The 14,240-nt window shown below is 67.8% G+C and carries 14 protein-coding genes; 9 read left to right on the plus strand and 5 right to left on the minus strand.

Annotation, left to right across the window (positions count from 1 at the left end; translation table 11 throughout):
* Positions 1 to 7 precede the first annotated feature (7 nt).
* Positions 8 to 268 carry a hypothetical protein gene (locus QO015_RS02485; RefSeq protein ID WP_266281686.1) on the minus strand — a complete coding sequence of 87 codons (261 nt, stop codon included), beginning with the start codon at positions 266 to 268 and terminating at the stop codon, positions 8 to 10.
* A 118-nt stretch (positions 269 to 386) separates the two neighbouring features.
* On the minus strand, positions 387 to 1,058 hold the full coding sequence (locus tag QO015_RS02490) for a GntR family transcriptional regulator (protein ID WP_266281684.1): 672 nt from the start codon (positions 1,056 to 1,058) through the stop codon (positions 387 to 389).
* Between the two features lie 129 nt (positions 1,059 to 1,187).
* Here QO015_RS02490 and QO015_RS02495 point away from each other — a divergent pair, with 129 nt between their 5' ends.
* The 5 genes from QO015_RS02495 to QO015_RS02515 all read left to right on the plus strand — a co-directional run bounded on the left by QO015_RS02495 (position 1,188) and on the right by QO015_RS02515 (position 5,409).
* Positions 1,188 to 2,411, plus strand: a complete 1,224-nt coding sequence (locus tag QO015_RS02495) for a benzoate/H(+) symporter BenE family transporter (RefSeq protein WP_266281682.1) — start codon at positions 1,188 to 1,190, stop codon at positions 2,409 to 2,411.
* Positions 2,408 to 3,031, plus strand: a complete 624-nt coding sequence (mobA, locus tag QO015_RS02500; protein ID WP_266281680.1) for a molybdenum cofactor guanylyltransferase MobA — start codon at positions 2,408 to 2,410, stop codon at positions 3,029 to 3,031. Before QO015_RS02495 ends, mobA begins: the two co-directional genes overlap by 4 nt.
* A gap of 137 nt (positions 3,032 to 3,168) precedes the next feature.
* Positions 3,169 to 3,933, plus strand: a complete 765-nt coding sequence (locus tag QO015_RS02505) for an ABC transporter substrate-binding protein (RefSeq protein WP_266281678.1) — start codon at positions 3,169 to 3,171, stop codon at positions 3,931 to 3,933.
* A 79-nt stretch (positions 3,934 to 4,012) separates the two neighbouring features.
* Positions 4,013 to 4,726 (plus strand): ABC transporter permease, encoded by a 714-nt coding sequence (locus QO015_RS02510; protein ID WP_266281676.1) that lies wholly within the window; start codon positions 4,013 to 4,015, stop codon positions 4,724 to 4,726.
* Positions 4,723 to 5,409: an ABC transporter permease gene (locus QO015_RS02515; RefSeq protein WP_266281675.1), complete on the plus strand. Its 687-nt coding sequence runs from the start codon at positions 4,723 to 4,725 to the stop codon at positions 5,407 to 5,409. The genes QO015_RS02510 and QO015_RS02515 overlap by 4 nt, the downstream gene beginning before the upstream one ends.
* 12 nt (positions 5,410 to 5,421) lie before the next feature.
* Here the strand turns inward: QO015_RS02515 and QO015_RS02520 are convergent, their stop codons facing one another.
* From QO015_RS02520 to QO015_RS02530, 3 genes are read right to left on the minus strand one after another with little or no spacing between them, the layout of a single operon-like run.
* Positions 5,422 to 5,793 (minus strand): response regulator, encoded by a 372-nt coding sequence (locus QO015_RS02520; protein WP_266281674.1) that lies wholly within the window; start codon positions 5,791 to 5,793, stop codon positions 5,422 to 5,424.
* Positions 5,793 to 8,519 carry a hybrid sensor histidine kinase/response regulator gene (locus QO015_RS02525; RefSeq protein ID WP_266281673.1) on the minus strand — a complete coding sequence of 909 codons (2,727 nt, stop codon included), beginning with the start codon at positions 8,517 to 8,519 and terminating at the stop codon, positions 5,793 to 5,795. The genes QO015_RS02520 and QO015_RS02525 overlap by 1 nt, the downstream gene beginning before the upstream one ends.
* 8 nt (positions 8,520 to 8,527) lie before the next feature.
* Entirely contained in the window at positions 8,528 to 9,352 is an 825-nt protein-coding gene (locus tag QO015_RS02530) for a Tll0287-like domain-containing protein (protein WP_266282506.1), read from the minus strand.
* 276 nt (positions 9,353 to 9,628) lie between these two features.
* On the opposite strand from QO015_RS02530, the gene ytfQ reads away from it, so the two are divergent.
* The 4 genes from ytfQ to yjfF all read left to right on the plus strand — a co-directional run bounded on the left by ytfQ (position 9,629) and on the right by yjfF (position 14,220).
* Entirely contained in the window at positions 9,629 to 10,594 is a 966-nt protein-coding gene (gene ytfQ / locus QO015_RS02535; RefSeq protein ID WP_307288356.1) for a galactofuranose ABC transporter, galactofuranose-binding protein YtfQ, read from the plus strand.
* Positions 10,595 to 10,733: 139 nt separating this feature from the next.
* The gene (locus tag QO015_RS02540; RefSeq protein ID WP_266282503.1) at positions 10,734 to 12,248 is read left to right on the plus strand and encodes a sugar ABC transporter ATP-binding protein; all 1,515 of its coding nucleotides are present in this window, start codon (positions 10,734 to 10,736) and stop codon (positions 12,246 to 12,248) included.
* Complete coding sequence (locus tag QO015_RS02545) at positions 12,245 to 13,246, plus strand: ABC transporter permease (RefSeq protein ID WP_266281671.1); 1,002 nt, start codon at positions 12,245 to 12,247, stop codon at positions 13,244 to 13,246. Before QO015_RS02540 ends, QO015_RS02545 begins: the two co-directional genes overlap by 4 nt.
* Complete coding sequence (yjfF, locus tag QO015_RS02550; RefSeq protein WP_266281670.1) at positions 13,243 to 14,220, plus strand: galactofuranose ABC transporter, permease protein YjfF; 978 nt, start codon at positions 13,243 to 13,245, stop codon at positions 14,218 to 14,220. The genes QO015_RS02545 and yjfF overlap by 4 nt, the downstream gene beginning before the upstream one ends.
* Positions 14,221 to 14,240 lie beyond the last annotated feature (20 nt).

Below are 14,240 nucleotides of genomic sequence, written 5' to 3' on the forward strand. Positions count from 1 at the left end.
GCGGCGCTCAGTTGATGTAGCGCACCTTGCCGGCCGAATTGACCATGCAGTTCACCTCGACGTCGTTCACGACGAGGTTGACCTGCGCCCCGGACTTGCCGGCCTTCACCTTGCGGACCTGGACGTTGCCCTTGAGCGCGTTGTGCTGCGTCGCGGCCGCATTGATACAGGCCTGCCGGGCGGAACTCGACGACACGGCGAGCGCCGGCGTCATGGACGCTGCCGTCAGCGCGGCAACGGACGAAAGAACGATCGCGAACTTCATCATGATGTCACCCTCCTGAGGCGAGGCCGCCTGGCCTCTTGAGGCGACAATGAGACTAGTGAGCGAGAGGTTCCCGCGAACCGCGGGCACGAGGCGCCCCCCGCCCGGCGCGCACCGGAAATCAGCCGGACCGCTGCTCGAAGAAGCCGGCGAGCCCATCCCGCGCCGTCGACAGGTGGCGGTCGAGCGCAGCAAGCGCGGCGGTCTCGTCGCCGGCGCGGCAGGCGGCGATCATTGCGCGGTGGTCGACCTGGCCCATGTCGCCGTCCGTGGCGAGATGGAAGCGCAGATAGCGATCGGCGGCGACGAGGTGCTGCTCGGTGAGCGCGAGGAGGCGCGGCAGGCCGGCGGCGGCGTAGAGCGTCATGTGGAAACGGCGATTGAGCTCGCCCATGCGGGAGACATCGTCCTCGCGGTCGATCTCCGCGATCACCTCTTCCGCCCGGTCGAGATCGGCCGGGGCGAGGTTCGGCAGAGAGTAACGCAGCGCCTGCGCCTCCAGCCCGCCGCGGATGGCGAAGTTGTCGAGCGCATCGCCGAGCGAAATCTCGACGACGATGGCGCCGCGATGCGGCTCGAAATCGACGAGGCCCTGCGCTTCCAGCTGGCGCAATGCCTCGCGGATCGGCATGCGGCTGACGTCGAAACGGCCGGCGAGATCTTCCTGGCGCAATGGCGTTCCCGGCGGCAGCGCGCCAGTAAGGATCGCCTGCTTCAGCGTCGCCTCGACATATTCGGTCGCCGTCCGGTAACGGCGCCCGCCCGCCTCGATCACATCGCTGAGTGACGTCACGCCGCCTGTCGCGCCACCGCGCGCCCCTTGAATGTCGATTGGATCCAATCTAACAATCGCAGCAGTCCAACACAATGGCCCCGCCCCCACCTGGGCGAAGCGCCCTCCCCGCAGCGTCCGCATCCGATCATGACATCCATGCCGTCCGAGAGCGTCCACCCTTCCGATCCGGATGATTCGCGCGCCGGACTCGCGCGGTCGAGCGACCTGCAACCGATCCTCGCCGGCATCATCGCGGCCTTTGTCGGCTTCGCCGGCGTGTTCACCGTCATCCTGCAGGGCTTCATCGCCGTCGGCGCGACGCCGGCGCAGGCGGCATCCGGCCTCCTCGCCATCTGCCTCGTGCAGGGCGTGCTCGCCATGTGGATGAGCTGGCACCACAAGATGCCGATCTCGATCGCCTGGTCGACGCCGGGCTCCGTGCTCTTCGCCGCGACGGGCATGCTCGACGGCGGCTTTCCGGTCGCGGTCGGCGCATTCATCGGCGCGGGGCTCCTCATCGTCGCCGCCGGGCTCGTCAAGCCATTCGGCAAGCTGGTGTCGTCGATCCCGCCCGTGCTCGCGAGCGCCATGCTCGCCGGCATCCTGCTCGGCCTCTGCCTCGCCCCGGCGCGCGCGGTGGCGGACGAGCCGTCGCTGGCGATCCCGGTGGTGCTGGTCTGGGCGATCGTGGGGCGGCTGAAGCGCATCTGGGCGGTGCCGGCGGCCGTGGCGACCGCGATCGTCATGATCGCCCTGCATGCACCCACCGACGGCCTTTCGACCGCGCATTTCATGCCCGACATCGCCTTCGTCTGGCCGGAGTTCAGGGCAACGGCGATGATCTCCCTCGCCGTTCCGCTGTTCATCGTGACCATGGCGGCGCAGAATCTGCCCGGCATCGCCGTCATGAAGCTGAACGGCTACGAACCGCCGGTCAGCCGCATCTTCGTCGTCTCGGGCCTCGGTTCGGTCGTCACCGCCTTCTTCTGCGGCCACACGCTGAATCTCGCGGCGATCACGGCGGCGCTCTGCGCCGGGCCGGAGGCGCATCCCCATCCCGGCCGGCGCTGGATCGCATCGGTCTCGGCGGGCGCCACCTATCTCGTCCTCGGCCTCGGCGCGACCACGGCGGCGGCGCTCATCACCATCGCGCCGCCCGTCCTGATCCAGGCGGCGACCGGCCTTGCGCTTTTCGGCGCGTTCGGCGCGGCGCTCGCCGGCGCCACGGCGCATGCCGCCGACCGCGATGCGGCGATGGTGACCTTCGTCACGGCCGCATCGGGTCTTTCCTTCTTCGGCGTCGGTGCCGCATTCTGGGGGCTCGTGGCAGGCGGAGCCTTCATGTTGCTGAACCGGCGCTGGGCGAGATGACGGACGAAACCATCGCGGGGATCATCCTGGCGGGCGGCACCTCGCGCCGCATGGGCAGCGACAAGGCGTTCGTGACGCTGGGTGGCCGGCCGCTGGTCGCGCATGCGGTGGACCGGCTCTCGCGGCAGGTCGGACCGCTCGCGATCAACGCCAATGTGGAGCCCGAACGCTTCGGTCGCTTCCGCCTGCCGATCGTCGCGGACGACAGCCCGGATACCGGGCCGCTCGGCGGCGTGCTCGCCGGATTGCGCTGGGCAACGGATCATCCACAGGCGCCGCGCCATCTCGTCACGGTCCCCGTCGACGGCCCGTTCATCCCGTCCGACCTCGTCGCGCGGCTTCGCGAGGCGGCCAGCGCCTCCGGCACGGTCGCGATCGCCGCATCCGGCGATCGGGATCATCCGGTCTTCGCGCTCTGGCCTGTGCAAATGGCCGATCGCCTCGCGGACTGGCGGCTGACGGCAAAGAGCCACGGCGTGCGCGCCTTCCTCGCCGCCACCGGTTTCGCCGTCGCGACCTGGCCGTTGCCCGCCATCGGGCCGGACCCGTTCTTCAACGCCAATACACCGGATGATCTCGCCCGGGCCGAGGCATGGCTTGCGGGCGATGCGGCTCTGTGATGCTAATCAAAGCACGCCCAAGGGCTGAGCAGCGACAGTCGCTGTGCGCCCGCGAAGCGCCGTGTGGGCAATCCGCGCGGGCGATGCTAGCAAACAGGTTCGGTTCGATCGGACCGCAGGGAACGAATTCGAGGTTCATGATGCTGAAGAAACTGGCCCTCGCAGCCGCCGCCTTCCTCGCCATCGCCGCCCAGGCCGAGGCGAAGGACTGGTCCAAGATCCGGATCGGCACCGAGGGCGCCTACCCGCCCTTCAACTTCTTCGATTCCGACAAGCAGCTGCAGGGCTTCGACATCGACATCGCCAAGGCCGTCTGCGACAAGCTCAAGGCAGAGTGCACCTTCGTCGCGCAGGACTGGGACGGCATCATCCCCGCGCTGCAGGCCGGCAAGTTCGACGCCATCTTCGCGTCGATGTCGATCACCGACGAGCGCAAGAAGGTCGTCGACTTCTCGCGGCCCTATTACAACACGCCGTCCGCCTTCATCGCCGCCAAGGGCTCGGGCATCACCGACGTCTCGGCCGACGCGCTGAAGGGCAAGACGCTGGGCGCCCAGTCCTCGACCATCCAGTCCGGCTATCTCGAGCAGGATTATCCCGGCTTCGACCTGAAGCTCTACCCGACGCAGGACGAGGTATATCTCGACCTCGCCTCCGGCCGCATCGATGCGCTCTTCGTCGACAAGGTCGTCGGCATGGACTGGCTGAAGACGACGGATGGCAGCTGCTGCGAAGTGGTCGGCAAGGACATCCCGCTCGGCGGCGGCGTCGGCGCGGCGGTCCGCAAGGACGATGCCGATCTGCGCGACGCGATCTCGAAGGCGATCCTCGAGATCAAGGCCGACGGCACCTACGACAAGCTGAACGCGAAGTATTTCCCGTTCTCCATCTGGATCGACTGAGGCGCGCCGCGCCGCCTTCATCCCGCCGCGCGTCCGATGGCGCGCGGCGGAAAAGGCGGCACGAAGGGGGCATCACCGCGTGGACCTCATCGAACTCCTGAGCTTCGGACCCGACGGCTGGGGCGACGAGCTGGCCGCAGGGACCTGGCTCACCATCCGCCTCGCGGTCGCCACGCTTCCGTTCGGCCTCGTGCTCGGCCTTCTCGTCGCCCTCGCGAAGCGCAGCGAGATCGCCGCGCTCCGCTTCGTCGGCAACGTCTACACGACGGTCTTCCGCGGCCTGCCCGAGTTGCTCACGATCTTCATCGTCTATTTCGGCGGCCAGATCCTGCTGCAGAGGATCGTCGAGCTCGTCTCGCCCGGCAGCAACATCGAGGTGAGCGGCTTCGTCTCGGGGATGATCGCGCTCGGCGTCGTCTTCTCGGCCTATTCCTCCGAAGTGTTCCTCGGCGCCTTCCGCGGCATCTCGCGCGGGCAATGGGAGGCGTCGCGCTCGCTCGGCCTCCGGCCGCTCGCGACGATGCGGCTGGTGATCCTGCCGCAACTCGCGCGCCTCGCCCTCCCCGGCCTCGCCAATCTCTGGCTCATCCTGCTCAAGGATACCTCGCTGGTCTCGGTGATCGCGATCGACGATCTCCTGCGCGTCACCGGCATCGCGGTGCGCGTCACCAAGCAGCCCTTCTTCTTTTTCGGCATCGCCTGCCTGCTCTACCTCGTCATGTCGATGATCTCGTCGATCGGCATCACGGCGATCGAGCGCCGGCTCGGCCGCGGCCATGGGCGGACGGCATGAACTTCGAGGTGCTGCAGGAATACGGGCCGCGGATGCTGGCGGGCCTCCTGGTCACGCTGGAGCTGGTCGTGATCTCGATCACCCTGGGCGCGCTTCTCGCCGTGCCGCTCGCGCTCGGGCGGATGAGCCGGAACAAGCTGATCAGCCGGCTCGCCTTCGCCTATGTCTATGCGGTGCGCGGCACGCCGCTGCTGGCGCAGACCTTCCTGGTCTATTACGGCGCCGGCCAGTTCCGCCCCGAATTGCAGGCGGTCGGCCTCTGGTGGCTGTTCAAGGACGCGTTCTTCTGCTGCGTGCTCACCTTCACGCTGAACACCGCCGCCTATCAGGCCGAGATCTATCGCGGCGCCATTCTCGCCGTGCCACGCGGACAGAGCGAGGCGGCGATGTCGCTCGGACTCACGCCACGCTCGATCTTCCGCATGGTCGTGGCGCCGCAGGCGATGCTGCTGGCGCTGCGCCCGCTCGGCAACGAGATCATCCTGATGATCAAGGGCTCGTCAGTCGCCGCCATCGTCACGGTGTTCGACCTGATGGGCGTGACCCGCCTCGCCTATTCGCGGACCTTCGACTTCCAGGTCTATCTCTGGGCGGCCGTGCTCTATCTCGTGCTGGTCGAGATCATCCGCCGGGTGTGGGACCGCATCGAGCTTCGCCTGACGCGGCACATCCGCCACGCCTGAGTGCGCCTCGGCTCAGGCGGGGCGCGCCAGCAAGGCGGCGATCTTGCCCGACAGCCGCTCGAAATCGACCGGCTTGGTATCGAAATCGTCGCAGCCCGCCTCGAGCGCTCGCTCGCGCTCGCCGACCATGGCATGGGCGGTGAGCGCGATGATGGGCAGCCGTTCGCCGGTCATTCCGGCCCGGATCCGGCGCGTCGCCTCCCATCCGTCGAAGACGGGCAGGCTCAGATCCATGAGCACGATGTCGGGCTTGTCGCCGAGCGCCTTCGTGACCGCCTCCTGTCCGTCGACGGCGAGGACGACATCGTGTCCGGCGCGTTTCAGCCGGCGCGAGAGCATGTCGCGGTTCAGCTCGTTGTCCTCGACGAGCAGGATAAGCGCCATCAGACCCGTCCCTCTCCCTCGCCCGCCGGCAACGTGACCGCGCGGATCGCGCGGCTGAGCTCGACGCTCGCCGCCTGCCCCTTGGCGATGATGCCTTGCGTATTCTCCTTGAGCGAGGCCCGTTCAACGGCCGTCAGCTCGCGTGCGGTCACGACGATCACCGGAATGCCCCGCCAGGCCTCGCTCTCGCGGATGCGCTCGAGGAACTCGAAGCCGTCCATCTCGGGCATGTTGAGATCGAGCAGGATCGCGTCCGGCGACCCGTTCGCCGCGAGCCAGTCGAGCGCCTCGCGCCCGTTGGTCGCCGTTGCCGAGGCCATGCCGAGCTTGTCGCCGACACGCGCCATGAGTTCGCGCGTCGGGCCGTCATCCTCGACGATCAGCATTGTCTGGCCCTCCGCCACCGTCCGCTCGGGCATGTGGCGCTCCAGAGTCTGCAACAGTTCGGCGCGGTTGAGCGGCTTGGTCAGCATCGCCGCGGCGCCGAGCGTGAAGGCGAGGCTGCGGTCGTCGGTGATGGAGACGATGACGACGGGAATCGCCGCCAGATCCGGATCGTCCTTGAGCGCCACGAGCACGGCCCAGCCGTCGACCTGCGGCATCATGATGTCGAGCGTGATCGCGTCCGGCCGATGCTTGCGGGCGAGTTCCAGCGCCTCCGCTCCGGAACCGGCATAGATCGGCTGATAGCCCTCGCGCACGAGATGGGCGCCGATGATGTGACGGGTATGCGGGTCGTCATCGACGACGAGCACGCGGCCGCCCTCGGCGCTGCCCGGCAGCGCCTCTGCCGCCTCTGCGGTCTCGACCGGCGATGCGCCGTCCTCTTCGGCCGCGGCCTCCTGGCCGCCGTCGAGGATGACGAGATCGAAGCAGGAGCCCTCGCCTTCCTTGCTGGTGACGGTCAGATCGCCGCCGAGGGTGCGGGCGAAACTGCGGCTGATGGCGAGACCGAGCCCGGTGCCGCCGAAACGGCGGGTCGTCGAGCTGTCGGCCTGCGAGAAGGCCTGGAACAAGCGGCCGAGCTGCGCCTCGGTCATGCCGATGCCGGTGTCGCGCACGGAGATGGCGAGCCGGCGTCCGGTGCGACGCACGCTCATCGTCACGGTGCCGTCCTTCGTGAATTTGGTCGCGTTGCTGAGCAGGTTGAGGACGATCTGCTTCAGCTTGGTGTGGTCGCTCCTGACCGACCCGATGCCCTCTTCGACATCAAGAACGAAGCTGTTGCGGTTCTTCGCGGCGAGCGGCTTCACGAGCGTCTCCACATCGCGCGACAGCGCGGCGATGTCGACGGGCTCGAGGAAGACCTCCATGCGTCCGGCCTCGATCTTGGAGAGATCGAGGATGTCGTTGATGATGCGCAGGAGGTGCTGCCCCGCCCCCTCGATCTTCTTGAGATCGGCCACCGCGTCGGTCTGGCCCATGTCCTCGGCGTCCTGCATCAGAAGCTGGCTGTAGCCGATGATCGCGTTGAGCGGCGTGCGGAGCTCGTGGCTCATATTGGCGAGGAATTCGGACTTCACTTGCGTCGCGTGATCGGCCGCTTCCTTGGCGAGCTCGAGCTCGCGCTGCCGCTCGCGCATTTCGGTGACGTCGGAATAGACGGCGACGATGCCGCCGGCGCCGGTGCGCCGCTCCTGGATCTGGACCCAGCGTCCGTCTGGAAAGCGCTCGACCGTCACCGCCAGGCTGGCGCGCCGGGCGAGACGATCGTTGATCCAGGCCTCCGCCGCCTCGTCGTCGAGACCGCGCCGCTCGGCTGCCGCGCGCATGATATCGACAAAGGAGACGCCCGGCTGGAGGACACGCGAGACCGAGCCGCTCATGGCGCGGTATTGCGAATTGGTGATCTGCAGGCGGTCTTCGGCGTCGTAGAGCGCGAAGCCCTGGTTGATGCTCTCGATGGCGTCCAGCATCATCTGCCGCCGCTGGCGCGCCTCCTCCGCGAAGGTGTCGCGCTCGCGGATGCTGACGGCCAGGAGGGCGACGGCATCGCGCATGCGGCCGAGTTCGTCGCGCGAGGGTTCGGGCAGCATGACGTCGGAATTGCCGCGCGTGATCTCGCCGATCGCCGCCACCAGCTGGCGAAGCTGCGGCAACATCGAGGCGAGCACGACGAAGGTGAACAGGGCGCCGAGCACGACGGCGATGGCGGTGATCGCCAGCGAGACGTAGGCGCCGCCGGTGAATTCCGAGAGGACCTCGACCCGCGCCGCGTCAGCCTGCGCCCGAAGCTGCGGCTCCAGGGCGACGAGCAGGGTTTCCGCCGCCTCGCCCTCGCTGCGCGCCTCGGCGAAGAGCGAGTTGCCGACCACGCGCTGGTCGTCGGTATAGGCGTCGACCGCCTTCATCGCCGTCGCGTCGAAGGTTTCGACGGCCGCGGCGATCTTCGCGGCCTCGTCGGGCAGGAAGGGCTTCAGCCGCTCCAGCTCGGCGTCGAGACGGGCCCTCGCCTCGTTGCCGCGCTGCTCCGAGAGCGTCAGGAGGCTCACGGCGAGATCGGCGCGCCAGTAGAGTAGCTCGTGGAAATCCATGTGCACCGCGCTGACGATCTCCGAGACCGTCGCGATGCGCCGCGCGTCGTCGAGCGTGCCGGACGCGCGCTGGACGGTCCAGAAGACATAGGCGCTGGTCGCCGCCATCGGCAGCAGGAGCACGATCGCCAGAACGATCGCGCGGGTGGTGATGGAGGTCTGGCGGAGCGCGCGGATCAGGCGGGTGAACACGGCGCGGCTCACGGTTGGGCGAGGGTGATGCTGATGACGCTCGAAAGGTCGCCTTCGGCCGCCCCCTCGCGCGGATAGCCGGTGATGTCGATCGAGCCTTTGGGGCTGCCATGGCAGGAAAGACAGGAGGCGGCGTAATATTCCGGAACCGCCATGCGGAACGCCGTGCCGCCACCGTCCGCAGCGACGACCTCCGCGAAGGGCGCGCCGCGCGACCAGGACGGATCGCGGAACTTGCCCGCGATCACCTGCTTCTCCCAGTCGTCCGGCCGCGCCTTGCGGTTGCGTACCAGTTCGGGCGGGGCCGTGACCTTGATATGGGCGTCGCCCTTCACCCTTTCGGCGAAGGATTCGTTGACGAGGCGTGCGAAGGTGGCGGGAATGAAGCCCTTGAAGGCGACGCCTTCCTTGTTGATCTCGTCCTGCGCCTTGTCCATCACGTCGCGGATCGCGTCGATCTGGGCGCGGATCAGCCGGCCCTGGCGCGAGTCGGGCGGATAGCTCGCGGGGTCCTCGCCGGTCTTCGCCTTGTAGTTCTCCGTCGCCTCCGCAATCACGACATCGGCGCCGAGATTCTTGTCGCCGATCGCGGGGTCGTTGATCTCGGCCTGATGCTTCGAGATGACCGCACGGGCCGATTGCAGCATCGCCGAGAGGCGGCTGGCGATGGCCTCGGGCGACCCGGGCGCCGCAGCGTCGGCGACAGCCGTTTCCGACGCCGTGCCCTTCCCCGCGATCATCGCGGCGCCGGCGGTCATCGCCACGACCATCGCGACGCCCATGACGAGGGGCCGCACCCGGCGACGGCCAAGCCGCGCCACACCATGGATCATGCTCACGAGACCTCGCCCCTCCCCGTCCTTCCAGCCGGTCCGGACGCGCCGGAGCGGCTCCCCGGCGCCCCGTTCATTCCCCGGCAGGGATCGCGTCGCCTAGCCTCGCAAGAAGCGGCCGGGACGCGACGATTCCCCAGTCTTCGCAGGGGGATCGCGCGAAGTCCAGACGGGTTCTCGGCCGCAAGCCGGGTCACTATTTACATATAATAGTACTAATGGTATCGACTCTCATGCCGCGCGGGAGGAAAACGCCGCGGCCAAGGGAGGAACATCGTGAGCATCCTGAAGAAACTCGCCCTCGCGGCGGGCCTCGCCACAGCTTTGTCTTCGGCGGCCATGGCCGCTGACGGCATGACGGTCGGCTTCTCGCAGATCGGATCGGAATCGGGCTGGCGCGCGGCCGAGACCTCGGTGACGAAGAGCCAGGCCGAGAGCCGCGGCATCAACCTGAAATTCGCCGACGCGCAGCAGAAGCAGGAAAACCAGATCAAGGCGATCCGCGGCTTCATCGCCCAAGGCGTCGACGCCATCCTCGTCGCGCCGGTCGTCGCGACCGGCTGGGACGACGTGCTGAACGAGGCCAAGGAAGCCAATATCCCGGTCGTGCTGCTCGATCGCGGCATCGACGGCCCCGAGGACCTCTACCTGACCTCCGTCGCCTCGGATCAGGTCAAGGAAGGCCGCGTCGCCGGCCAGTGGCTGGTCGATACCGTCAAGGACAAGGACTGCAAGGTCGTCGAGCTGCAGGGCACCGTCGGCTCCACCCCGGCCATCAACCGCAAGAAAGGCTTCGAGGAAGCGATCGCCGGCTCGAAGAACATCACCATCATCCGCAGCCAGACGGGCGACTTCACGCGCTCGAAGGGCAAGGAAGTGATGGAAGGCTTCCTGAAGGCGGAGAACGGCGGCAAGGGCATCTGCGCCCTCTATGCCCACAACGACGACATGGCCGTCGGCGCCATCCAGGCGATCAAGGACGCCGGCCTGAAGCCGGGCACCGACATCCTCGTCGTGTCGATCGACGCCGTGCCGGACATCTTCACGGCGATCGCCGCCGGCGAGGCCAATGCCACCGTCGAGCTGACGCCGAACATGGCCGGCCCGGCCTTCGACGCCCTCGCAGCGTTCAAGAAGGACGGCACCGTCCCGCCGAAGTTCATCATCACCGAGTCGAAGCTCTACACCGCCGCCGACGACCCGAAGGGGGAGTATGAACGGCGCAAGGGTCTGGGCTACTGATAGATCCTGACATGCGCGCGGCTCCGCTCCCTTGGGGGCGGGGCCGCTCCGCTGCAAGGCCCGCTCGACCCGGGGGAGCGACGTGCAAGACAACGTCTATCGCGAGCAAATCGCCGCCGATCGCGCGACCGGCTATCGCATGGAAGCGCGCCAGGTCTCGAAGATCTTCGGCACGCACAAGGCGCTCGACAGCGTCGATTTCGGCCTGCTGCCCGGCGAGGTGCATGCTCTGCTGGGAGAGAACGGCGCCGGCAAGTCGACCCTCATCAAGATCCTCACCGGCGCCTATCAGCCGGACGGCGGCACCATCTTCGTCGATGGCGAGGAAGTCCATCTGACGAGTCCGCTGCAGGCGCAGACCTACGGCATCGGCACCGTCTATCAGGAGGTGAATCTCCTGCCGAACCGCTCGGTCGCGGAGAATCTCTTCCTGGGCCACCAGCCGACCCGCTTCGGCCTCGTCGACCGCCGGCGGATGGATCGCGAGGCGCGGGTCCTGCTGAAGCGCTACGGGCTCGACATCGACCCTTCGAGCGAACTCGGCGCGCATTCGGTCGCCGTCCAGCAGATCGTCGCCATCGCACGCGCCGTGCAGCTCTCCGGCAAGGTTCTCATCCTCGACGAGCCCACGGCGAGCCTCGACCGAGACGAGGTGCAGCGCCTGTTCGAGGTCATCGCCAGCCTGAAGCGCGACGGCCTCGCCATCGTCTTCATCACGCATTTCCTCGACCAGGTCTTCGCACTCGCCGACCGCGTCACCATCCTGCGCAACGGCCGTCTCGTCGACACGCGCCGGCTGAGCGAACTGACGCGGACCGATCTCGTGCGCAAGATGCTCGGCAAGGACATCGCCTTTTCCGGCTCGACCAGCCTCGAGGCGGAACGGGCTCCGACCGAGCTGCTGCTCGATTTCAAGGGCTATGGCCGCAAGCGCAGCGTCCGGCCGTTCTCGCTCGCCATCCACAAGGGCGAGGTCATCGGTGTCGCCGGCCTCCTCGGCTCGGGCCGCACCGAGATGGCGCGCATGATGTTCGGCATCGATCCGGCCGACGAAGGGACCGTCACGCTTTCCGGCAAGGAGATCTCCGTGCGCAGCGCCACCGATGCGATCGGCCACGGCTTCGGCTTCTGCCCGGAGGATCGCAAGGCCGACGGCATCCTGGGCGACCTGTCGGTGCGCGAGAACATCGTCATCGCCCTGCAGGGCAAGCTCGGCTGGTTCCGCGCGCTGAACCGCGACGAGCAGATCGACCTCGCCGGCCAGTTTGGCGAGGCGATGGACATCCGCGCCGCCTCGCTCGACATGCCGGTCAAGCTGCTTTCGGGCGGCAACCAGCAGAAGGTCATCCTCGCCCGGTGGCTCGCCACCGACCCGGCCTTCCTCATCCTCGACGAGCCGACGCGCGGCATCGATGTCGGCGCGCATGCCGAGATCGTCCGCACCATCAACCGGCTGCGCGACGACGGCATGGCGCTCGTCGTCATCTCGTCCGAGATCGACGAGGTGGTCGCCTATTCCTCGCGCATCGTCGTCATGCGCGACCGCGAGATGGTGGCCGAGCTGAAGGGCGAGGACATCAACCCGGCCGTCATCGTCCAGGCGATCGCGACGCATGGCGAGCATTCCGAAATCCAGGCCGAGGTGACGGCATGACGCGCATTCCGCTCGCCCGGCTCGTCAACACGCAGACGATCGCCCTTGTCGGCGTGCTGCTGCTCAACTGGATCCTCTTCCCCGGCTTCTTCAAGATCGAGTGGCAGGACGGGCGGCTGTTCGGCAGCCTGATCGACGTGCTCAACCGCGGCGCGCCGGTCGCCATCCTCGCGATCGGCATGACCGCCGTGATCGCGACCAAGGGCGTCGACCTCTCGGTCGGCGCGGTGATGGCGATGGCGGGCGCGGTCGCCGCGACGCTGGTGATGAGCGGGCAGCCGGGCTGGGTCGCCGTGCTCGGCGCGCTCGCGGTGGGCCTCGCCTGCGGCCTCTGGAACGGCGCCCTCGTGGCGTTGCTCGACATCCAGCCGATCATCGCGACGCTGGTGCTCATGGTCGCCGGGCGCGGCATCGCGCAGCTCATCACCGAGGGCTCGATCGTCACCTTCTCCGATCCGACGCTGGTCTTCATCGGCACCGGCTCGTTCCTCGGACTGCCGATGCCCGTGGTCATCGCGCTCGCGCTGATGATCCTCGTCACGCTGGCGGTGCGGAAGACGGCCATCGGCCTGTTCATCGAGGCGGTCGGCGTCAATCGCTCGGCGGCGACGCTCGCCGGCATCCGCAGCCGCCTGCTGCTGGTCACGGTCTATGCCGTCAGCGGCCTCTGCGCGGCGATCGCCGGCATCATCGTCGCCGGCGACATCCGCGGCGCCGATGCCAACAATGCCGGCCTCTGGCTGGAGCTCGACGCCATCCTCGCGGCCGTAATAGGCGGCACGTCGCTGCTCGGCGGACGGTTCTCGATCGTCATGTCGGTGGTCGGCGCGCTCATCATCCAGGCGATGAACACCGGCATTCTCGTCTCCGGCTATCCGCCCGAATTCAACCTCGTCGTGAAGGCGGGCATGATCACGCTGATCCTGATGATCCAGTCGCCATTCGCCGGCCGCCTGCTGACATGGTTCGGCCGCAACCGCCGCAAGGGGGCATCATGAACCGCAGCCTCCGCCCCCTGCTCGCGACGGTCATCATCTTCCTGATCGCCTATGCCGCGGCCGTATTCCAGTTCCCGGGCCTGCTCTCGACCCGCGTCCTCGGCAATTTCCTGACCGACAACGCCTTTCTCGGCATCGCCGCCGTCGGCATGACCTTCGTCATCATCTCGGGCGGAATCGATCTCTCCGTCGGCGCGGTGATCGGCTTCACCGGCGTGCTCGTCGCGGTGCTCATCACCTGGCTCGGCTGGCACCCCCTCGCCGCCTTCGCCGCCGCCTTCGTGGTCGCTGCGGCCTTCGGCGCGGCCATGGGGCTCGTCATCCACTATCTCGAAGTGCCGCCCTTCATCGTCACGCTGGCGGGCATGTTCCTCGCCCGCGGCGGCGCGTCGGTGATCACGCAGGATTCGGTGCCGATCGACCATCCGTTCTATTCCGCCGTGTCGTCGCTCTACTGGCGGCTGCCCGGCGGCGGTCGGCTCAGCTTCGTCGGCCTGCTGATGGTGGCAGTCTTCGTCATCGGCGCCATCGTCGCGCACCGGACGAAGTTCGGATCCTATGTCTATGCGCTCGGCGGCAATGCGACCTCGGCCTCGCTGATGGGCGTCCCGGTCGCGCGCACGACGGTAGAAATCTACACGCTGTCGAGCGTGCTCGCCTGCCTCGCGGGAATCGTCTTCTCGCTCTATACGTCTGCGGGCTATCCGCTGGCGGCGGTCGGCGTCGAGCTCGACGCTATCGGAGCGGTTGTGATCGGGGGAACCTTGCTTACGGGCGGTTACGGCTTCGTCTTCGGGACCTTTGTCGGCGTGATGCTGCTCGGGCTCGTGCAGACCTACATCATCTTCGACGGGACGCTGTCGAGCTGGTGGACCAAGATCGTGATCGGCTTCCTGCTGTTCCTGTTCATCGTCCTTCAGAGGCTCGTCTTTGCCGCGTCGGCCCGCGGCGACAGGGTGGCGGAGAAGGCCTGAGGTCCGTCCCATGACGTCGC

It is taken from the genome of Kaistia geumhonensis (assembly GCF_030815145.1).
Lineage (GTDB): Bacteria > Pseudomonadota > Alphaproteobacteria > Rhizobiales > Kaistiaceae > Kaistia > Kaistia geumhonensis.